At 37.0% G+C, this 21,177-nt stretch carries 20 protein-coding genes; 3 read left to right on the forward strand and 17 right to left on the reverse strand.

Going from position 1 to position 21,177, the window contains the following annotated elements; translation table 11 throughout:
• Positions 1–85 precede the first annotated feature (85 nt).
• Positions 86–2,158, reverse strand: coding sequence for a sigma-54 interaction domain-containing protein (locus tag BM350_RS03825; RefSeq protein WP_090913931.1), 2,073 nt, complete (start codon positions 2,156–2,158; stop codon positions 86–88).
• Positions 2,159–2,296: 138 nt separating this feature from the next.
• Here BM350_RS03825 and BM350_RS03830 point away from each other — a divergent pair, with 138 nt between their 5' ends.
• Positions 2,297–2,530, forward strand: coding sequence for a DUF2627 domain-containing protein (locus tag BM350_RS03830; RefSeq protein WP_090913929.1), 234 nt, complete (start codon positions 2,297–2,299; stop codon positions 2,528–2,530).
• 386 nt (positions 2,531–2,916) lie between these two features.
• Here the strand turns inward: BM350_RS03830 and BM350_RS03835 are convergent, their stop codons facing one another.
• Positions 2,917–3,645 (reverse strand): glycerophosphodiester phosphodiesterase, encoded by a 729-nt coding sequence (locus tag BM350_RS03835; RefSeq protein WP_090913928.1) that lies wholly within the window; start codon positions 3,643–3,645, stop codon positions 2,917–2,919.
• Positions 3,646–3,931: 286 nt separating this feature from the next.
• Between BM350_RS03835 and BM350_RS03840 the strand changes: the two genes are divergently transcribed.
• Positions 3,932–4,078 (forward strand): YycC family protein, encoded by a 147-nt coding sequence (locus tag BM350_RS03840; protein ID WP_020061562.1) that lies wholly within the window; start codon positions 3,932–3,934, stop codon positions 4,076–4,078.
• 788 nt (positions 4,079–4,866) lie between these two features.
• On the opposite strand, the gene spo0A is transcribed toward BM350_RS03840, so the two are convergent.
• The 14 genes from spo0A to accB all read right to left on the reverse strand — a co-directional run bounded on the left by spo0A (position 4,867) and on the right by accB (position 19,576).
• The gene (gene spo0A, locus BM350_RS03845) at positions 4,867–5,661 is read right to left on the reverse strand and encodes a sporulation transcription factor Spo0A (protein WP_090913927.1); all 795 of its coding nucleotides are present in this window, start codon (positions 5,659–5,661) and stop codon (positions 4,867–4,869) included.
• A gap of 342 nt (positions 5,662–6,003) precedes the next feature.
• On the reverse strand, positions 6,004–7,305 hold the full coding sequence (gene spoIVB / locus BM350_RS03850) for a SpoIVB peptidase (RefSeq protein ID WP_090913925.1): 1,302 nt from the start codon (positions 7,303–7,305) through the stop codon (positions 6,004–6,006).
• A gap of 119 nt (positions 7,306–7,424) precedes the next feature.
• Complete coding sequence (recN, locus tag BM350_RS03855) at positions 7,425–9,164, reverse strand: DNA repair protein RecN (protein ID WP_090913923.1); 1,740 nt, start codon at positions 9,162–9,164, stop codon at positions 7,425–7,427.
• A gap of 277 nt (positions 9,165–9,441) precedes the next feature.
• Complete coding sequence (gene argR / locus BM350_RS03860) at positions 9,442–9,891, reverse strand: arginine repressor ArgR (RefSeq protein WP_090913921.1); 450 nt, start codon at positions 9,889–9,891, stop codon at positions 9,442–9,444.
• Positions 9,892–10,046: 155 nt separating this feature from the next.
• A complete protein-coding gene (locus tag BM350_RS03865; protein WP_090913919.1) occupies positions 10,047–10,886 on the reverse strand; it encodes a TlyA family RNA methyltransferase in 840 nt (279 codons plus the stop codon).
• A 3-nt stretch (positions 10,887–10,889) separates the two neighbouring features.
• On the reverse strand, positions 10,890–12,782 hold the full coding sequence (gene dxs / locus BM350_RS03870) for a 1-deoxy-D-xylulose-5-phosphate synthase (RefSeq protein ID WP_090913917.1): 1,893 nt from the start codon (positions 12,780–12,782) through the stop codon (positions 10,890–10,892).
• A gap of 256 nt (positions 12,783–13,038) precedes the next feature.
• Entirely contained in the window at positions 13,039–13,932 is an 894-nt protein-coding gene (locus tag BM350_RS03880; protein ID WP_090913914.1) for a polyprenyl synthetase family protein, read from the reverse strand.
• Complete coding sequence (locus tag BM350_RS03885) at positions 13,932–14,162, reverse strand: exodeoxyribonuclease VII small subunit (protein ID WP_090913912.1); 231 nt, start codon at positions 14,160–14,162, stop codon at positions 13,932–13,934. The genes BM350_RS03880 and BM350_RS03885 overlap by 1 nt, the downstream gene beginning before the upstream one ends.
• The gene (gene xseA, locus BM350_RS03890; RefSeq protein ID WP_090913910.1) at positions 14,152–15,510 is read right to left on the reverse strand and encodes an exodeoxyribonuclease VII large subunit; all 1,359 of its coding nucleotides are present in this window, start codon (positions 15,508–15,510) and stop codon (positions 14,152–14,154) included. Before xseA ends, BM350_RS03885 begins: the two co-directional genes overlap by 11 nt.
• 27 nt (positions 15,511–15,537) lie before the next feature.
• Entirely contained in the window at positions 15,538–16,398 is an 861-nt protein-coding gene (gene folD, locus BM350_RS03895) for a bifunctional methylenetetrahydrofolate dehydrogenase/methenyltetrahydrofolate cyclohydrolase FolD (RefSeq protein WP_090913908.1), read from the reverse strand.
• A gap of 181 nt (positions 16,399–16,579) precedes the next feature.
• The gene (gene nusB / locus BM350_RS03900) at positions 16,580–16,963 is read right to left on the reverse strand and encodes a transcription antitermination factor NusB (protein ID WP_090913906.1); all 384 of its coding nucleotides are present in this window, start codon (positions 16,961–16,963) and stop codon (positions 16,580–16,582) included.
• Between the two features lie 344 nt (positions 16,964–17,307).
• Positions 17,308–17,700, reverse strand: coding sequence for an Asp23/Gls24 family envelope stress response protein (locus BM350_RS03905; protein ID WP_090913905.1), 393 nt, complete (start codon positions 17,698–17,700; stop codon positions 17,308–17,310).
• A 23-nt stretch (positions 17,701–17,723) separates the two neighbouring features.
• On the reverse strand, positions 17,724–19,076 hold the full coding sequence (accC, locus tag BM350_RS03910; RefSeq protein ID WP_090913903.1) for an acetyl-CoA carboxylase biotin carboxylase subunit: 1,353 nt from the start codon (positions 19,074–19,076) through the stop codon (positions 17,724–17,726).
• 17 nt (positions 19,077–19,093) lie between these two features.
• Complete coding sequence (accB, locus tag BM350_RS03915) at positions 19,094–19,576, reverse strand: acetyl-CoA carboxylase biotin carboxyl carrier protein (RefSeq protein ID WP_090913901.1); 483 nt, start codon at positions 19,574–19,576, stop codon at positions 19,094–19,096.
• An 824-nt stretch (positions 19,577–20,400) separates the two neighbouring features.
• Here accB and BM350_RS03920 point away from each other — a divergent pair.
• On the forward strand, positions 20,401–20,613 hold the full coding sequence (locus BM350_RS03920; protein ID WP_090913899.1) for a DNA recombination protein RecO: 213 nt from the start codon (positions 20,401–20,403) through the stop codon (positions 20,611–20,613).
• Between the two features lie 4 nt (positions 20,614–20,617).
• Here BM350_RS03920 and BM350_RS03925 read toward each other — a convergent pair whose 3' ends face one another.
• Positions 20,618–21,175 (reverse strand): SpoIIIAH-like family protein, encoded by a 558-nt coding sequence (locus BM350_RS03925; protein WP_090913897.1) that lies wholly within the window; start codon positions 21,173–21,175, stop codon positions 20,618–20,620.
• Positions 21,176–21,177: the final 2 nt, after the last annotated feature.

A 21,177-nucleotide genomic window follows, 5' to 3' on the forward strand; every position in this document is an offset into this window, starting at 1 on the left:
AATCAACATTTTGTAACTAAATAAAAAATTCTGTCTAATCTTGTCAGATTATATATACCGTGCAAATTATTGCACGGTATGAAAATTATTGCATGCTATTTTTTGCACACTCATATTTCTCTAGCTTATAATATAAATTCCGAACCGAAATCCCTAACGCTTGTGCTGTTTTTGTTTTGTTTCCATTAAATCTAGACAAATACTCATGAATAATATTCCCCTCAAATTCAGCCACTAAATCCTCAAGAGGTCTTTCTTCTAATTCAGGAAGTAAATTACTCCCTATAAGTTCATGGTGGTCCTCATGATGTAACGGCGGTAAATGCTGTACATCAATATACATCTCGTTATAATTCATAAAAATAATCGCTCGGCCTAAAATATTTTCAAGCTCACGAACATTTCCCGGCCAATCATATGATTGTAAATACTTCACCGCGGATTCCGTTAACCCCTCAACATTACGCCCATAATCTTGATTAATTTTTTGAATTAATCGATCAGCAATTTCACCAATATCTTCTTTACGCTGACCAAGTGATGGAATATGGATCGGAATTTTATTTAACCGATAATATAAGTCTTCCCGAAAATCACCATCTAAAATTGCCTTTTCTAAATTCACATGCGTTGCAGCAATGACTCGAACATTAATCGGAATCGGCTTCGTACCCCCGACTCTCACGATTTCCTTCTCTTGCAAAACACGAAGTAACTTCGCTTGTGTATTCGCAGACAATTCTCCTATTTCATCCAAGAAAATACTTCCATTGTTCGCTTCTTCAAAAAAACCACGTTTCCCCCCGCGACGCGCTCCCGAAAAAGCGCCTTCTTCATAACCAAACAGTTCACTTTCTAATAACGATTCAGAAATTGCCGCACAATTTACCCGAACAAACTTATTGTACTTCCGATTGCTGCCATTATGGATGGCGTGCGCAAACAATTCCTTTCCAGTTCCTGACTCCCCGCGCAAGAGTACCGTCGCCGGTGTATTCGCTCCTAGTTTCGCCTGCTCAATCGCCGCCACAATCCCTTCTGACGTTCCAACAATATCGTCGAATGAATACTTCGCTTCTAACGTACGAATAATTTGTCTTGCCCTATTTAATTCATTTGTTAATTTTTGAATCTCGGATACATCGCGAATTACACCGACACTCCCCTTTAAAATCCCATCAACAATAACCGGAGCTACGTTTACAATAACATCTCTCTTTTTTTGCCCAATTTTCATATGAATACCACGCACTGCCCTGCGTGTCCGCAGCACCTTCATATGCATACTTTCTCCTTCTACAATATCCGTTGTCGCTGGCTTACCAATAATATCTTCTTCAGATAGACCAGTTAATTTTGTATAAGCCGGGTTAATAACAAGTCCTCGCCCTTGTTCATCGACAACAGAAATTGCTTCTTCGGAAGAATAGATAATCGCTTCTAGCAATGTTTGAATTTCTTTTAAATCCGTTACTTCTTCAGCCAAATTTACAATTTCAGTAATATCTTTAAAAACCGCAAACGCCCCTTGCACGTCTCCAATTTCATTTAAAATCGGAATGCGCGTTGAAATAATTTTCTTTCCATTATCTAATGTTAATTCTTGATTAATCTCAATTTGTTTCGTACGAATAATACGAAGCAACTTACTCGTTGGAATGACTTCTAAAATATACTTATCAACAACTTCTTCCCTTTTATATCCCGTCATCCGTTCCGCACTTTTATTGAATAATAGTACATGCCCTTCTTTATCAACCACAATCATACCGTCGTGTGTGGAATTTAAAATAAGATCCCGCTGCTGCGTTTGATCTTTTAATTTCCCGATCAACATTTCTTTTTCATGCGCAAGCTTCACAACAATATTCGCAACATCCCCCGGGACCAGAAGTACATCTTCTTTTTTCTGCACTAAAACCTTTTCATACACACTGTAATCACCTGTCATATCAAAAATGACATCAATGTCCTCACGTATAAAAGCTTCCCAGTCACTCCCTGTAGAAATATAAAGATTCTTTGCAAGTCGAATCCCCTTTGCTCTTTCATCAATATCCACAATTGCAACCACTTCAAATATATTCGATTTTTGCAATAGTCCTAGAATCGCACTGCCCCCAGCACCCGCTCCAATAATTAATACCTTTTGTTTCATATGCTACCAATCCTCCCGCAGCATCTCTGCAAAATTTTTCATACCTCCATCTTACTTCGTCCAAAACCTCTTGACAAACGAACGTCAATTGTTACATGATTTTGTATATACTAAATTGTCTGAAAAGAGGTCTTCCTTATGCAACGTTATCTCGCTCTCCTATTAGCAGTTATTCCTATTTCACTTGCTGTAGTAGGCATTAAACTGATGAGAGATACGGTCTTCGGTATTCTCTTCTCTCCAATCCCTGTATTATGGTTACAATTTGTAATTGGAGCACTCTGTTTTGCTATTGGCTTTTATATCTTTGGTGGCTTCATTCTATACCGCGACCGAAAACGAAATAAAGTACAAGCTCGATTTCGAAGATAAAGTGAAACTTCCATTCGAAGGTGCTTTTTCTTCGAATGGTTAGTTGAACCAATCGGGCTTTTACGGACAGTTAGCCCACACCTATCTTCTTTAGAAAAACGGAAGCGGCTCGCTCAGAAGCGCAGGACGCCCACGTCCCTGACAAAGAGGTGCTTTTTTCCTCGTCGGAGGGGGCGAAACGACCGGAGATTCTAGCCGCTAGAGCTGGACAACGCTTCTCTCTCCACCTTGAGGTGAGGTCTTACTGTCCGTTAATGCGGGATAAAGTGAAATTTCCATCAGTGGGGGTTTTTCATCCCCCTATCTTCTTTACACCACTTTAAATCTCAGTCTTGCTGCCCGTAAATGGCGAAATTTAAAAACGAGACCCTTCATAAAGAAAGACCTCACTTTACACCTTGCATTATCCTTTTCACACGCTCTGGATAGTCTGTAATAATAGCCGTCACATTCATCTTTAAAAACTTCCTCATCACTTCCTCATCATTGATTGTATACGGACGTACAGCTACGCCATTTTCCATCGTTAATTCTACAATTCCATCCGAAATATATCGGTAGTTCGGATGAATAGCACTCGCTCCCATCTTTTTGGCATAAGCCCACGGGCTATGCAATCCTTCCTTATACAAAATCGCCGTCTCAATATCAGGAGCCATCATATGACAATTCTTCATACTATAATGATTAAAAGAAGATAGAATCGTACGCTCCTCCATACTATATTTTCGAATAAGAGTAATTACCTCTTCTTCTAAACCTCTATACGGTACCTTATTATTCTTAAATTCAATATTAAGAAAAAGGTTGTTTGTTTTCAGCCATTCCAACACTTCTTCTAATAAAGGAATAGGCTGCACACCGACCTTATCATAAAATGTATAACTTGCATCTAGCGCGCGCAAATCTTCATATAAATAATTTCGAACAGCCCCTTTTCCATTCGTCGTTCGATTTACCGTCTCATCATGAATGACAACAATTTGGTGATCTTTTGTGAACTGAACATCCAATTCAATTCCATCAGCTCCAAACTTCTCTGCCGCCCGAAAAGAAACCATCGTATTTTCTGGATACGTCCCTGCAGCTCCGCGGTGTCCAAAAATATGCGTCATCTTCTCACCTCAATTTTTATCTCACTTTAAAAATTAGCAAAAAATCATTATAGGTTATAAATCAAACTATATATTTTTCACCATATAAGTCACTGCTATGTAGAATACAAAATGACTAGCTATGCATGCAGCAGGCTTCTATGCATAGCTAGTCGCTCTTGCCACTTAATTTTCATGTCGGTTTTTCAACTTACATTTATATAATAATACGACCCGCTATCATCAATTCCTCTACACTGATGCTAATTTCACTTTATGCTATACTATACAAAAAGGAGGTACTTTTATGAAACCATTACAACTTTCACCAGAGACAGCTATTAAGTTATCTAAAGCTCTCGGTGTTCCACTTGAACAGCTTATGCATATGCCTCAGCATATTTTAATTCAAAAACTCGTTGAATTAGAAAAACAAAATCAAGAGAAAGAATAAAATGAAACTTCCATCAGTGGAAGTTTTTTCATTCCCCACTGATAGAAAGCCCGCTCAACCTTGCACATGCCAGCAGTTATCCCCCACCTATCTTCTTTAAAAATACGGAAGCGGCTCGCTCAATCTTGAGGTGGGGGTCTTACTGCCCACGAATAGCGCTATAAGAAAATATGAACATTACTTTCATGATAGTTATTTAAAACTACCAAAAAGAATGTTTATCGGTTTGTATATCAATAATTTATTGGTTAAGCAAGCGTTTTTAGTAGTTCTTCCTTTGATAATAACGGTTTCTTCTTACGGCTTGGCTTTATATTCTCTATTACTTCTACTGGATTCTTGCGTATTTCTCGCTCTATTTCATACAAATAATTAAAGAACACCTTTTATTTCGAATATAATTAGCGTTTGTTGTAGCGCTTATGGGAGAGATTGACTTTCACAGATTTGTCACTAACTGCGACTGTATACTTACCACGTTCTCTTAAATATTTAATATAATGGCGTATATGAGGCGATTTAACTTTATCGAATTCATTTTGCATATACGCCGAAAATAATTTTAACGTCTTAATCTACAGGTTCTTTGATGTGCAATACAACATAGCGTTTTGAATTTAGAAGTTAAAATCAGACAATAAAAAACACCGCCTCTCAATAGTTTGTAAAAACTACCGAAAGACGGCGTTTATCGCCTTTTGACCGAGTTATTTATCGGTCAGAAAAGATATTTATTGCTCAACGCTCTCTAACGTTACAATCCGCTCAAGTCGTTGATACGTATACGATTAACTCGCCTTATGTTCAAGCCTTAACTTATCCGCAACCATCGCGATGAATTCGGAATTCGTCGGCTTTGCTTTTGACATGGATACCGTGTAGCCAAATAAAGAAGAAATGGATTCAATATTTCCACGACTCCACGCAACTTCAATCGCATGACGAATTGCACGTTCCACACGACTTGCTGTTGTATTATATTTCTTTGCGATATCTGGATACAGTACTTTTGTAATTGATCCAAGCAATTCAATGTCGTTGTAGACCATAGAAATTGCTTCACGTAAATACATGTATCCTTTAATATGAGCTGGTACACCGATTTCATGAATGATACTCGTAATGCTCGCATCTAAATTTTTCGGTTTTCCATCAGACGTTGTAACAGAACGAAAAGCTGGTAGCGGTCGTTTAATGGTAGCGCTTGATTTTCCACTAACTTGACGAATATGACTCGTTAAGTTTTCCATATCAAATGGTTTTAAGATAAAATATGACGCACCTAAATCAACAGCCTTTTTCGTTACATCCTCTTGTCCAAATGCTGTTAACATAATAACATTTGGCTGTTTGAAACGATCAATATGACGCATTTTTTCTAGTACTGCGAGACCATCTAAATGTGGCATAATAATATCAAGAACAAGTACATCAGGTTGTCTCTCTTTTAATAAATTTAAGCATTCTTGACCATTATACGCTACACCAATCACTTCCATATCATCCTGCGCAGCAACATAACTCTCTAACATAGATACAAGTTCTTTATTATCATCCACGAGACACACTTTAATTTTCTCCACAGCTTTTCCTCCCTACTAATGGTTTCTCCCGGCATAAAGTATTACCTTCTAGACTACATGAATTGTTCGACAATTATGTGAAAATCCCCTTTAAAACTTTCTTAAATTCCGAAAAAATCACAAAAAAACATTTTTATCGTCTATTTCTTAGTGTTATTTTACATATTCCATCATGTGGTTATAGCTAAATATGTATGCTCTACTTTTATTTTACAACAAAAAACACCTGTTGCGAAACTTTTGTAACATTTCAGCGGCTTTACAAGAAAAATTTTTCATCAATAAGGAGACCTCTTCTTTTCTCCCTTTATTTAAAAGTAACAAAAAACAAGCTGAATACATTCAGCTTGCTTTTTTCTGATCTGTATAAATATTAATCCCCGCTTCATGTAGCATCCATTCAATATGGACACCATATCCAGATGTTGGATCGTTGACAAATACGTGTGTTACAGCCCCTACTAATTTTCCGTCTTGTACAATAGGACTACCACTCATTCCTTGTACAATCCCACCTGTTTTTTCTAATAAGCGTTTATCTGTAATCTTTACAACCATTCCTTTTGTTGCAGGGAATTTTTGCGGAACTGTACTTACAATTTCTATATCGAATGCTTCTACTTTATCTTGATCAATAACTGTCAAAATTTTCGCAGGCCCTTCTTTTACTTGATGGGAAAGGGCAATCGGAAGTGCTTCATCCATAATTCCATTTTTCATTTCTGTATTTAACTTACCAAAAATACCAAATGGACTATTCGTTGTAATATTACCAATAACTTCATGATCTGGTGAGAATCTCGCTAGTTTTTCACCAGGATCTCCATTGCTCCCACGTTCAATAGACGTTACTGTCGAACGAACAATTTGTCCATCTTCAACTTGAATTGGTTTTTTCGTATCATTGTCAGAAATCACATGACCAAGCGCGCCGTATTTCATTGATTCCGGATGAATAAATGTCATCGTTCCAATGCCTGCAGCTGAATCACGAATGTACAATCCAATTCGATATGACTGTTCTCCACCATCTTTTTGTGGAGTTAATTTTGTTCGAATATATTTCCCATCTCTTAGCAAGACAAGATTAAGCGATTCTCCTGTTTTCCCGCTATCATGAATAAATGGTGCAATATCACTCATTCGTTCAATTGTCTTACCGTTTATTTCAGTAATCATATCCCCTACTTGCACACCTGCAAGTTCACCTGGGGATACCTTTCCTTTTTCCGTTTGAATTAAATGATGCCCTACAACAAGTACCCCTTTTGCATTTAATTTCACTCCAATTGATTGCCCACCTGGAACTACTTTAAAATCTTTTAATACTTTCACATTTACTTTTTTTACGGGTAATCCTGCAAGCTCATAAACCATAGCAGCTTCTCCGCTTTCATGCGCATTTACCGCAATTGTTTTTTCACTAGCATGCCCAGAAGCAATTGTAAAAATAGTTTCATCAGTTGATTTTGTTTGAAATACAGGCAAAGAAGATACTTGTGAATCTTGATCTTGAAATATAACAAGTTGCTTTGGAAGTAAAATAAACGCGCGAAGCGGTTTATAACACCCAATAAAGACAAGCGAAACAAGGAGACAGATCCCTATGATTTTTCGAAATTGCTCTAATTTCAATCTTTTCACTCTCCTCGCTCCTAACCCACATTCAGCCTAGCGGCTTCATTATTTAATGTCTCCTTGCTATCCTTTCTTTATAACCGGAAGAATTAAGAAATGATTGTTGTTAACAAAAAAGCTATCCATTATTGGATAGCCTCTGCTGCTTGTTTAAAACGATGCGCCTGCGAAAGTAACTCTCTTGCATGTTCTGTCGTTAAATCAGTAATTTCCACACCAGAAATCATGCGAGCAATTTCCGTTACTTTTTCATCTTGACTAAGTACAGTAACAGATGTAACAGTGCGTTCATTTACAATTTGTTTCCGAATAAATAAGTGAGAATCTGCCATAGACGCAACTTGTGGCAAATGCGTAATACATAGCACTTGTGAATTAACAGAAACACGATAAATCTTTTCAGCAATCGCCTGTGCAACGCGCCCGCTTACTCCAGTGTCTACCTCATCAAAAATAACAGAGGCAACACCTTGATGTTTAGAAAAAATACTCTTTAATGCTAATATAATACGGGATAATTCCCCTCCTGAAGCTACTTTAGAAAGCGGCTTTAACGGTTCTCCTGGATTCGTGGAAATATAAAATTCTACATTGTCATACCCATCTTGTGTCATTTTGACAGGAGCTCCTTCGACAAGAGGATCGTCAATTGTCCCTTCTTTTTTCTTTATCATCACTTCGAATTTTGTTTTTTCCATGTACAATTCTTTTAATTCTTGATGAATTGCCGTTGTTAATCGATTCGCAAGGTTACGACGCATATCACTTAGTAGTGTCGCTTCTTTCACTATAAGCTGCTCGATGTCTTTTAGTTTCCTTTTCGTCGTTTCAATGTGTACATCTTTATTTTCAATTGTAAATATCTCTTTTTCGATTTCATCCGCATACGCTAAAATCTCTTCTACAGTATTTCCATATTTACGCTTTAACATACGAATTTCATTTAAACGTGTTTCAATTTCATCTAAACGATTTGGATCGTATTCCATCATATCTAACTTTTCGCGGAGTTGATATGCTACTTCTTCTAATAAATAATAACTATTCGCAATCGCATCGTAGTTTTCTTGATATGCAGTATCTAAATCCGTAATGCTCTCCATCTGGTTCATCGCATTCCGAATATGATCTAAACCAGAATGATCTTCCGTTAAAGAACGATACGAATCACCCAGTGCCTTATAAATCTTTTCGAAGTTCGAAATCTTCAATCGTTCTTCTAATAAATTTTGCTCTTCATCTATTTTCAAATCCGCATTTCGAATCTCTTCATGTTGAAATTGAATTAAATCTAAACGATGTGCCATTTGTTGCTCATTTTCTGTTAAAGAGTGCAATTGTTTTTTTAATTGCTCATATTCCCTATACACATTTTGATACTTTTCTAACTGAACTAAAATATGATCTCCCTCAAAATGATCAAGCATAAATAAATGGCGGTCTTCATTCATTAAATCTTGCGTTTCATGTTGTCCATGAATGTCAACAAGCGTTTTTCCAATTTCCTTTAATGTACTTAATGTAACAAGCTTTCCATTGACGCGGCATACGCTTTTCCCATTCACAGAAATATCCCGTTTTAAAATTATCATGCCATCTTCAATTTCAATATCAAGTTCTTCTGCTTTCATGGCACAAGGATGCTGTTCATCTTCAATATAAAATAACCCTTCAATTTCAGCTTTATCTGTCCCATAACGTACAAACTCCGCTGAGCCGCGTCCTCCAACAAGAAGATTAATCGCATCAATAATGATTGATTTTCCTGCGCCCGTTTCACCACTTAAAACAGTGAGCCCTTTTTGAAAAGAGATATTTAATGATTCAATAATAGCAAAGTTTCTAATCGATAATTCCGATAACAATGCCTCATTCACCTCGTTATTTCATTCACACTCCACATGGGAGGCTTAAACTATTCACACATACATTCTTCTGTTACTTTTTTCATGAAGAATATGTTATGTAACCTGCTTCATTGTAACAAACATTTGTTTTTACGGTCAATGTAACAATACTGATATTCCTATATGGAAATATATATTTTCACATGCTATTTTAGGATTTTTATTTCTCCATAACAAAAATATCTTGTCTACTTTTTTACTCTTCTGAGCAATAAAGCAAACAAGATTCTTTTTGTTACAGCATATTTAAAAAGCGATTTGATACAACCCCTGTATCTTCAGGTGTACGGCAAATAATTAAACACGTATCATCACCGCAAATTGTGCCAATAATTTCATTCCACTCTAAATGATCAATCAGCGCACCGAGAGCATGTGCATTACCTGGCAATGTCTTTAACACAAGCATATGACCGGCTGTATCTAATTTAACAAACGAATCAACAAGATTGCGTTTTAATTTTTGAAGTGGATTAAAACGTTGATCCGCTGGTAAGCTATATTTATACCGCCCATCATGAAGTGGTACCTTTACTAAATGTAATTCTTTAATATCTCGCGATACCGTTGCTTGTGTTACATTAAAACCTTCATTACGTAAAATATCCACTAGTTCGTCTTGCGTTTCAATTTCTTTATTCGCAATAATTTCTCGAATTTTAATATGGCGCTGCCCTTTATTCATATTTTTGCACCTCGCACTATCTCTTACCGTAGTTTTACCATTATTATACTTCACTTATTTATGTTAACGTATAATTGGCTACTTGTACATAATTGTTTTTACAATCATTATACAATTCTAATTTTCTATATGAGTAAAAAGAGGAACAACAATTGTTATTCCTCTTTTCCCTTTTGCTTCAAGGCTTCGTGAGCTTCTGTTACAACTTCCTCTACTCGAATAGGAGATTGATTTTCTCCTTGTTCACGCTCACCATACCATTTTAAATGAATTAAAAATTCAATGTTCCCATCTCCACCTGTAATTGGAGAAAACGTTAAGTTTTGAACATCGTAACCTTCTGCCAGCGCAAAATCGACAATCATTTCTATAACTGCTTCATGTACTTTACGGTCCCGAACAATTCCCTTTTTCCCCACTTGCTCTCGCCCGGCTTCAAATTGCGGCTTAATAAGCGCCGCAACATCACCACCAGGTGTTAACATCGTTTTCAATACAGGTAAAATTAATTTCAAAGATATAAACGATACATCAATGCTTGCAAATTGCGGTAATCCTTGCTGCAAATCAGCAGGTGTTACATAACGAAAATTCGTCCGTTCCATTACGACAACACGCTCGTCTTGTCTTAGTTTCCATGCAAGTTGGTTATATCCTACATCTAAAGCGTATGATAGCTTTGCACCATTTTGCAAAGCACAATCCGTAAATCCACCCGTTGATGAACCAATATCGAGCATAATTTTATCTTGCAAATCTATATGAAACGTCTCTAACGCCTTTTCTAACTTATATCCACCACGACTTACATAGCGCATTACTTGTCCTTTTACTGTAATTTCTGTATCTTGTGGTATTTTTTCACCTGGTTTATCTAGACGCATTTCATTTGCATATACAAGACCTGCCATAACAGCACGCTTCGCTTTTTCTCTTGTTTCAACAAGTCCTCGTTCTACTAATAGTACATCTACTCGTTCTTTTTTTCCGCTCATTTGTTACGCCCTTTTTTGTTTTAATGGAATCATTGTACAAATGCGTTCAACAACTGCATCTGCTGTTAAGTCAATTTCTTCAAGAAGTTTAGAGACACTGCCGTGTTCAATGAAATGATCTGGGATACCCATACACTCAATTAGCGCATTATGATATCCATGCTCACTAGAAAACTCTAACACACCAGAACCAAACCCTCCAATTAAACATGCCTCTTCAATTGTTAAAATCGGCATATTCTTTCCTAATAGCTCATGCAAGTATGCTTCGTCCATCGGCTTAATAAAGCGAGCATTCACAACCTTTACAGAAATCCCTTTCTTCTCAAGTGATTCTGCCGCTTCCATTGCCATCGGAATTGTCGTACCAAATGTTAAAATCGCTGCTTGTGACCCTTCACGAAGCGTTTCCCATGTACCAATTGGAATTTCTTTAAACTCTTTATCCATCGGTACACCAATTCCATTTCCACGTGCATAACGAAGCGCAATCGGTCCATCTTCGTAATTGATTGCTGTATATACCATATGTTGACCTTCATTTTCATCTTTCGGCATCATCAAAACAATATTCGGAAGATGACGTAAAAATGCAATATCAAATATACCTTGATGTGTTTCTCCATCAGCTCCTACTAATCCCGCTCGATCAATCCCGAAAAAGACATTTAAATTTTGGCGACATACATCGTGAACAACTTGATCATAAGCGCGTTGTAAAAATGTAGAATAAATCGCTAAAAACGGCTTCATGCCTTGCGTTGCTAAACCAGCTGCCATTGTTACTGCGTGCTGCTCAGCAATCCCTACATCAAACATACGATTAGGAAATTCTTTTGCAAATTTTTCAAGCTTTGATCCAACTGGCATTGCTGGCGTTACAGCAACGATACGTTGATCATTCTTTGCCAATTTGCGAACTGCTTCACTAACAACGGAACTCCATGCCGGTGCAGCTTCTTTTGGCTTCACAAAATCACCAGACTCAATTTTGTACGGTCCTGTACCATGCCAAGTTCCAATTACATCACTTTCAGCTGGCTTATAGCCTTTTCCTTTTTTCGTAATGACATGAACAAGTACAGGCCCTTTCGTTTTCTTTGCATATTGAAGATTTTCAAATAAACTTTCATAATCATGTCCATCAACAGGCCCTAAATATGTGAAGCCTAACTCTTCAAAAAACACACCCGAAACGAGTAAATATTTCAAGCTATCTTTTACTTTTTCAGCCGTTGCAGCTACTTTACCGCCAACAGCTGGAATTTTCTTCAATAAGTATTCTAGTTCATCTTTTACCCATTGATATTTTCCTGCTGTACGTAAACGTCCAAGTACGTTATGCAATGCACCAACGTTTGGTGCAATCGACATTTCATTATCATTTAAAATAACTGTCATATCTGTTTGTTCATGTCCAATATGATTTAGTGCTTCCAGCGCCATACCGCCTGTTAATGCACCATCACCAATAATAGGAACAATATACTCTTTCGTTTTCTTTAAATCACGAGCAAGTGCCATTCCCATGGCAGCAGATAAAGAAGTAGAGCTATGTCCCGTTTCCCATACATCATGTTCACTTTCACAACGCTTTGGAAAACCACACAAACCTTTATATTGTCTTAATGTGCCAAATTCCTTTGCACGCCCCGTTAAAATTTTATGTACATAGGATTGATGTCCTACATCCCATAAAAATTTATCCCTTGGACTATTGAATACTTTATGCAAAGCAATTGTGAGTTCTACTACACCTAGATTTGGAGCAATATGTCCACCTGTTTGAGAAAGCTCTTCAATTAAAAACTTTCGAATATCTTCGCTTAACGCTTCTAGTTCGCTTATAGACATATCCTTCAAAAAACTAGGATTTTGAATTTGCGTCAGATCCACAAGGATCACTCACTTTCGTTTCATAATCTGTCGTCATATCAACTATTATACATCCGTAAAACATGGTTGTACTTAATTGAATTACCAAAATCAAGCATATTCTTTATTTTATACGATGAAAAAAGAGCCGCTAACACAAAGTGATAACGGCAATGTAATCTACGTATATTTTTGCCAATAAAAAGAAAAGAAAAACCTTTGTCTACATTTATACCATAAAATCCTGAATGGCTCAACAAATGAAAACATTCTTATACTAGTGGTTGCGTTTTGCAATTAAATCGCAAATTACTAACAAATATTCATCTTGTAATTGTAAAGAAGAAATTGCATCTTTTGCTTTTATAATTGTTTCTTCCAAAATTCCCTTCGCTTCTTCTACTGTAAATAACGTTGTATATGTACTTTTTTCATTTGTCATATCGCTTCCGACTGGTTTCCCAATCTCTTCTTCCGTTCCTTCTACATCTAGAATATCATCACGAATTTGAAAAGCAAGTCCGACATACTTCGCAAAAGCAAGTAATTTTTCTTGTTGCTCAGCCGTAGCCCCTGATAATAACGCACCAGCTAATACGGCAAATTCTAATAAACGTCCAGTTTTATGCTTATGAATATATTCTAGCTCATGAAGAGTTAATTGCTTCCCTTCTGCTTCCATATCCGCAACTTGCCCACCAACCATTCCTTCTGGCCCTGCTGCTTTGGCAAGTTCCAATGCGATGCGCAGTTTTGTTTCGGAAGTAATTTCTTTATGGTCTTGCTCTGTTACAACTTGGAATGCATACGTTAACAACCCATCACCAGCTAATACGGCCATGGCCTCACCAAACACTTTATGATTTGTTGGTTTCCCGCGGCGTAAGTCATCATCATCCATACAAGGTAAATCATCATGAATTAAAGAATACGTATGAATCATTTCTAGTGCACAAGCTGTACCTATCCCTAATTCTCTATCTTTTCCAAACGCTTGTAGTGTTGCAAATAAAAGTAACGGACGGAGGCGCTTCCCGCCCGCTTCTAATGAATACATCATCGCCTCGCGAATTACATCCGGACATTGTAAATCATTTGCATAACGCACAAGATTTTCTTCTACTAACGCTTTACTTTCTCTCATAAAAGCATCAAAAGCTACATGCGTCATTATGCTTCCTCTCCTAAAGTAGAAAATGGACGAAGTTCACCATTTTCACCAAGTATGACTGCCATTTGTTCTTGTACGTCTTTTAATTTTTCATCGCAAAGCTTAGAAAGTTCCATACCTTCTTTAAAATACGAAATCGCTTCCTCAAGCGGAACATCACCTTGTTCGAGCTTGGAAACAATTTGTTCAAGCTTTGCAATAGCTTCTTCAAAGCTCACTTTATTTTCCATCGCCTAGTTCACGCTCCTCTATTCCCCATACATTACAGTCTAGCACACCATCTTGAAGCTGCACTGTAACTTCATCTCCAAGCCCAATTCCTTTTACACTTTTTAAGACCTGTTTCTCATTATTATAAACAAGACCGTAACCTCGCATCATCACCTTAAGAGGACTTAACGTTTCTAACTTCTCTATCGCTCTTGTAAAAGCAAACTCTTTTCCTCGTAGAAGAGTTTGCATTTCACGTTGCAATTGCTTTTGCAATGTGTCTAACGTCTGCCTTGTTTGTTCGATTTTTTGCGCAGGGTGATGCTTTCCTAAATAAAATGACAACTGCTGAAGTTGATTGCTCTTCTTTTCTATGTAACGCTCTTTCGTTTGCATCAACTTATCAATTGTACGATCCAATTGTTCTTCCTTTTGCTCATACAATTGCTTTGGATAGCGAAATGCATATGATTTTTGTAATGCCTGCAAATGTTCCTGCTTATAGTTCAACATCTCACGCATCGCTCGCGTCAAGCGAAGTGTACGCTGCATCACTTTTTCTTCTAATTCAAGAATGTGAGGAACTGCCAGTTCAGCTGCCGCTGTTGGCGTTGGAGCTCTTAAGTCCGCTACAAAATCTGCAATAGTAAAATCTGTTTCATGTCCCACAGCAGAAATGATTGGAATTTGACTCGCAAAGATTGCTCGGGTCACTGTTTCTTCATTAAATGCCCACAGCTCTTCAATCGAACCTCCGCCGCGCCCAACAATTAACACATCTATACCATTCATTTCATTTGCCTTTTCAATAGCTTGTACAATTGAGGGAGCTGCAAACTCCCCTTGCACAAGAACTGGAAATACAATTACCCTTCCAATCGGATAGCGACGTGCAATTGTCGTTATAATATCACGAATTGCTGCACCCGTTGGCGACGTAATCACACCAATTGTTGTTGGATAAGCAGGTATTGGCTGCTTGTATACTTGTGAAAACAGCCCTTCTTCTTCTAAACGAGCCTTTAACTGCTCATATGCTAAATGAAGATTTCCCACTCCATCTGGCTGCATATCATGAATATAAATCTGGTATGAACCACTTGCTTCATAAACAGAAATTTTCCCTTTTACAAGCACTTTCATCCCGTCTTCTGGTCTAAACTTTACATTGCGATTATGACTCGCAAACATAACCGCAGCAATTCTTGCATTTTCATCTTTTAATGTGAAATACATATGACCGCGGCTATGATATTTAAAATTTGAAATTTCTCCTTTTAACCAAACAGACTGTAGATGAGGGTCATACTCTATTTTAGTTTTCATATAACGAGTTAACGCTGTAACGGTTAAATATTGCTTTTCCATTTCTCTCTCCTCATAGCCGCCATGCAATTATTTACAAAAAACACCTGCGCGCTGTGCAGATAATACTGTATTTTCTAATAGCATTGTAATCGTCATTGGGCCTACGCCTTTTGGTACTGGTGTAATGTGACTTGCAACGTTTAATACATCGTCGAAATCAACATCACCGCATAGTTTTCCTGTTTCTAAACGATTTACTCCGACATCAATTACAACTGCGCCTTCTTTTACGTAATCAGCTGTTACCATTTTCGCTCTTCCAACTGCAACAATTAAAATATCAGCTAACTTCGTTAATTCTTTTATATTCGCTGTTTTGGAATGACAATATGTAACTGTTGCATTTTCATTTAAAAACAGTTGTCCTACTGGTTTTCCAACAATATTGCTTCGTCCAATAACAACAACGTGTTTCCCTGTAATATCAAGATTTGTTTCTTTTACTAATTCTAAAATACCATGCGGTGTACATGGAAGGAACGTATCTTGTCCTGTCATCATACGCCCGATACTAATTGGGTGGAAACCATCCACATCTTTCTCAGGAGAAATTTTTTCAATGATAGCTTTCTCTTCAATATGATTTGGCAACGGTAACTGCACTAAAATACCATGAATACGATCATCACTATTTAAACGGTCGATTTCCGCTAATAAACGATCTTGTGTAATTGTATCCGGAAATGTAATTAACTCAGAATAAATACCAACTTGTTCGCAGCCTTTTTCTTTCCCCTTTACATACGAATGAGAAGCTGGATCGTCTCCAACTAAAATAACAGCTAGCCCTGGTACAATTCCTTGTTCTTCTAGTTCTGTAACTTTCTCTTTTAACTGCGCTCGCTTTTTCTCTGCAACTTCATTTCCTTTGATGATTACTGCTACCATTTCAAAATTCCCCCTTTAAAAATTACAAAGCTACTTTTTTTCTCCCGCTCTAACGGGCAGTATAGCTTCCACATTAACATTCTAAAAAATGAAAGAATAAAGGTGAAAGATAACTGCCCGTAAAAGTCTGATTGGCAAGAGCTTTCTGAAGCGAGGATGAAGTTCCCCGCCCAAGAAAATTTTACTGTATACTAGATAAAACGCCGTTAATAAAACGACGAGATTCCTCGTCTCCGTATGCTTTTGCAATTTCAATTGCCTCGTTAATAGATACGCTGTGCGGAATATCTTCCATGTATTTCATTTCATATACAGCAAGTCGTAAAATACTGCGATCAACAATGCTAATGCGTTCTAATTTCCACTTTTTTAAATTTTGACGAATAAGCTCATCAATTACTTCTTTATGCTCTACACATCCGAAGACAAGTGCTTCTAAAAATTCATTTGTATTTTCGCCTTCTTCAAGTGTATTTTCTACTGCTGCTTTCGGATTGTAGTCTCCGGTAATATCCATTTGATAAAGTGCTTGCATCGCTCTTTCTCTAGCCGTCCTACGTTTCATGATAACTCTCCTTTGTACTTCAAGTCTTTCCTTATGTTTTGTTATATTATTATAATTTATAAGCCATTGAATTACTTACCCTTTATAATTTTTTCTGACCCTTCAATCTTATAATACAATGATAATACCATAATTTATCGTTTCATACACGAGTTCCCTCACGGAAAAATAATAAAAAGATTAACTTCAAGTTCCATATCATACCACAATGTACGTTTTTTCCAAAAACTCGCGTTCACCTTTAAATTTTTTCATTTTTTTTAATAATATATTTTTTTGAGTTTGAATAAAAAAAAACAAAACGATAAAAAAGGTGCCTGAGTAACAAGGCACCTTTTACAGCATTATACTGGCTCGATTTCTGTCTTTGGTGCTTCAAATGTTACACCAACGATATGCACGTTTATTTCTTTCGGTTCAAGGCCTGTCATTGTAAACAACGCTTGACGAATATTATCTTGAATGTTTTGTGCAACAACTGGAATTGCTACACCAAAATACATTAATACGTAAACATCAACAATAATATCATCGTTTGCTAATTCTACTTTTACGCCTTTTCCATGATTTTTCTTTCCTAACTTCTCAACAACATCTGTTGCAAAGTTACCACGCATTGCTGCTACGCCTTCTACTTCAGAAGCAGCAATACCTGCAATTACTTCAATTACTTCCGGTGCGATTTCTACTTTACCAAGAGTTGTATCTTGTCCCATGTCTAACATATGTTCAGCCATGAAAAAAACCTCCTTTAAATGTATCACTGCGCCGTTAAATCATGCTGTTCTAAAAACTTCGTATTAAATTCACCTTGTACAAATTCAGGGTGGTCAAGAAGTTGTAAATGGAACGGAATCGTCGTATGTACACCCTCAATGACGAATTCACTTAACGCTCGTTTCATTTTCGCAATTGCTTCTTCACGTGTTTTTCCATAAACGATGAGCTTTGCAACCATCGAATCGTAATAAGGCGGAATCGTATACCCAGGATATACAGCTGAATCGACGCGAATACCAAATCCCCCTGGCGGTAAATACATTTCTACCTTACCTGGAGATGGCATAAAGTTTTTGGCAGGGTTTTCCGCATTAATTCGGCACTCAATTGCCCAACCGTTAAATTGTACTTCTTCTTGCTGCAGCGATAACTGCTCTCCTGATGCAACGCGAATTTGCTCTTTAATAAGGTCTACTCCCGTCACCATTTCAGTTACAGGATGCTCAACTTGAATTCGCGTATTCATTTCCATGAAATAGAAACTTTTCGTTTTATATTCGTAAATAAATTCAACTGTGCCAGCACCCGTATAATCTACTGCTGCCGCCGCTTTTACTGCTGCTTCTCCCATTCGTTGACGGATAGTAGCATCTAATGCTGGAGATGGTGACTCTTCTAGCAGTTTTTGCAAACGACGCTGAATTGTACAATCGCGCTCTCCTAAATGAATGACGTTACCATGGCTATCTGCCATCACTTGAATTTCTACATGACGGAAATCTTCAATATACTTTTCTAAGTATACACCAGGGTTTCCAAAAGCGGTACTTGCCTCTTGCTGTGTAATTTGAATTCCTTTTATAAGCTCTTCTTCCGTGCGCGCAACGCGAATTCCCTTACCGCCGCCGCCCGCTGTTGCTTTAATAATAACAGGATATCCAATTCTCTCTGCAAGTGCTACTGCTTCTTCGATATTTTTAATAATTCCTTGTGAACCCGGTACAATCGGAACCCCTGCTTCCTTCATTGTATCACGTGCAACGTCTTTTGTGCCCATTTTTGAAATAGCTTCTGGGCTTGGACCGATAAAAATCAAATTACATTCACGACAAAGCTCTGCAAAATCAGCATTTTCTGCTAAAAAACCATATCCAGGGTGAATTGCATCACAACCCGTTAATTTTGCAACGCTAATAATGTTAGTTAAGTTTAAATAGCTTTCCTTTGATACAGTTGGCCCAACGCAGTATGCTTCATCGGCAATTTGTACATGAAGTGCTTCTTTATCTGCTTCAGAATAAATTGCAACTGTTTCAATATTCATTTCTTTGCAAGCACGAATAATTCGTACCCCAATTTCCCCGCGGTTCGCAATTAATACTTTTTTAATCATGATTCCAGACTCCCTTATTATGCTTTTACAAGAAATAGCGGTTGTCCATATTCAACAAGCTGACCGTTATTCACAAGAATTTCAACGATTTCCCCATTTACTTCTGCTTCAATTTCATTAAAGAGTTTCATCGCTTCTACGATACAAACAATTTTCCCTTCTGTTACGCGATCTCCAACATTTACATATGCTGGTGCATCTGGTGATGGAGAAGCATAGAACGTTCCAACCATCGGAGAAGTAATTTTTAGTAAGTTCTCATCTTGTAATACTTGTTTCGCTTCTTGTTTTGGAGCTTCACTTTGAGCTGGTGCAGCAACTACTTCTGGCACTACAGCTTGTACAGGTTTTTGCACTGCCAGAGCAGGTTGCACAGCAATTACTTCATTGCCACGCTTTTTCATCTTAATTGTAGTACCATCTTTTTTGTATTCGAATTCATCAATATTAGAATCATCAATTAACTTAATCAATTCACGAACTTCTTGAATTTTAAACATGTAAAATCCACTCCTATATACTTGTTTTTCCTGTTGTAACAGCTCAAACTATCAGTAATAAATACCATTTACTGAATCCAGCTAGAACAGTCAATCATAAATTTCTTCTCGTACTATCAATGAAAAACTACTATGAAGTTTCATACTCTATAAATACAAATTAAAAAATCGACATAAAACCCTCTTTCTTTTATGCGGGCGAGAGCGTCTGGCTATGCATAGAAGCGTTCAGATCCCTTTCCTGCCAAGTGCAATATGAAAGCAAAGAAAGACAATCACTTTTTGTTCTGCATAGCAGTGACTTATATGTTAGAAAATCAAAATGTATTTATATCTATATTCATCTTACGATAAATATTTTCAACATTCCAATTTTATTTCTTCTGTATGATGTATGAAAATTCCTGTAAAAATAACAGTATGCCATTTTACTACCTAGTAATAATACCAAGTTTCACTCAAAATTGGCAAGACCACTTCCTAAAAAAACACTCTCATCCACTTCATTTATATAAATCCATATTGTTTTCTCAACATATAGGTCGTGGCTATGCAGAATAAAACATGACCTTCTCTCGCTTACTCCCTTTGTTTTAAATCTAGCGCGTATCAGGAAAGGGTCCTGACCGCTTCTATGCACGGCCAGGTGCACTCGCCCATCGAAAAAGAAAAGGGTTTTTATGTTGTTTTTTCAATTTGCGTTTATTTATGTGAGTTTATATATTTTTTACTAAGTAATTGAAGTTTATTTACACCCACTTCATATTCCCTTCATATAAGAGTAGTATCGTAAAGATAGAATCATATACAGTGAGGTGTGAGACGTGAACATTTGGCTTATTCTCTTTCTACCAGCTGTTATTATTTGGGGTGTATCCCTCTTTATTCAAATGAAATGCGGACAAAGTAATCACCTTCATCAAGAACCGATGATTTTTCACTCACAACGAATTTCGCCTATAAAAACGAAAGAAACTGAACTACGATTGTTAGACAAACTTCTAGTAGATAAAAAAAGCTATCGAAAAAATCGATAGCTTTTTACTTTGCTATTTCATATCGAACGTCTGCCATTAAGCCCGTCTCACTTTTTACAAGCTGTATAATTTTATTTGCTTCTTTTGCAGAAAGTTTTGCTGCTTTTACTGTCACTTTAACATCATTTCCATCTGCACGTACAAGCGCATCTTTAAAACCGCCTTCTGTTTTAATTAATGTCTCCAATAACGTTTCTTTTGTCGCTAAATCGCTCAATGCATCAAATTCATTTTTTGCTTTATTTCTCTCTTCGGCAGAAGTGGTTGTTGAGTTCATTACATCTTGCAATTTTTCCTTTGCTTCACTACGCTGATCCTCCATTTTTAAACGCAGTGCTGTGAAACTATCATCACTAGCTGAATGACTCGATACATTTCCTTCTTTCTTACCTGTTTCTTTTTTACTAGTTTCCTTTTCAGAGCCTTGCTTCTCTTTCGCTCCTTCTCCTAATGATGTTGTTACAACTTTTGTTTTATTATCTGGAGTCATTACATAGTATACTGAAAGTACAATAACCAAACTTAACATCGTTAATAACCAAACTGTTTGTTTTTTTAACACTT

The sequence above is a fragment of the Bacillus sp. 103mf genome (assembly GCF_900116295.1).
In the GTDB taxonomy this organism is placed as follows: domain Bacteria; phylum Bacillota; class Bacilli; order Bacillales; family Bacillaceae_G; genus Bacillus_A; species Bacillus_A bruguierae.

Excerpts from the sequence above, each read along its gene's own strand:
- BM350_RS03825 (WP_090913931.1), bottom strand. The coding sequence starts at position 2,158 with ATGAAACAAAAGGTATTAATTATTGGAGCGGGTGCTGGGGGCAGTGCG.
- BM350_RS03885 (WP_090913912.1), bottom strand. The coding sequence starts at position 14,162 with ATGGAAAATAAAGTGAGCTTTGAAGAAGCTATTGCAAAGCTTGAACAA.
- xseA (WP_090913910.1), bottom strand. The coding sequence starts at position 15,510 with ATGGAAAAGCAATATTTAACCGTTACAGCGTTAACTCGTTATATGAAA.
- BM350_RS03835 (WP_090913928.1), bottom strand. The coding sequence starts at position 3,645 with ATGACGCATATTTTTGGACACCGCGGAGCTGCAGGGACGTATCCAGAA.
- folD (WP_090913908.1), bottom strand. The coding sequence starts at position 16,398 with ATGGTAGCAGTAATCATCAAAGGAAATGAAGTTGCAGAGAAAAAGCGA.
- BM350_RS03840 (WP_020061562.1), top strand. The coding sequence starts at position 3,932 with ATGAAACCATTACAACTTTCACCAGAGACAGCTATTAAGTTATCTAAA.
- BM350_RS03830 (WP_090913929.1), top strand. The coding sequence starts at position 2,297 with ATGCAACGTTATCTCGCTCTCCTATTAGCAGTTATTCCTATTTCACTT.
- nusB (WP_090913906.1), bottom strand. The coding sequence starts at position 16,963 with ATGAAACGTAGGACGGCTAGAGAAAGAGCGATGCAAGCACTTTATCAA.
- BM350_RS03880 (WP_090913914.1), bottom strand. The coding sequence starts at position 13,932 with ATGACGCATGTAGCTTTTGATGCTTTTATGAGAGAAAGTAAAGCGTTA.
- BM350_RS03905 (WP_090913905.1), bottom strand. The coding sequence starts at position 17,700 with ATGGCTGAACATATGTTAGACATGGGACAAGATACAACTCTTGGTAAA.
- BM350_RS03865 (WP_090913919.1), bottom strand. The coding sequence starts at position 10,886 with ATGAGCGGAAAAAAAGAACGAGTAGATGTACTATTAGTAGAACGAGGA.
- argR (WP_090913921.1), bottom strand. The coding sequence starts at position 9,891 with ATGAATAAAGGGCAGCGCCATATTAAAATTCGAGAAATTATTGCGAAT.
- accB (WP_090913901.1), bottom strand. The coding sequence starts at position 19,576 with ATGTTTAAAATTCAAGAAGTTCGTGAATTGATTAAGTTAATTGATGAT.
- accC (WP_090913903.1), bottom strand. The coding sequence starts at position 19,076 with ATGATTAAAAAAGTATTAATTGCGAACCGCGGGGAAATTGGGGTACGA.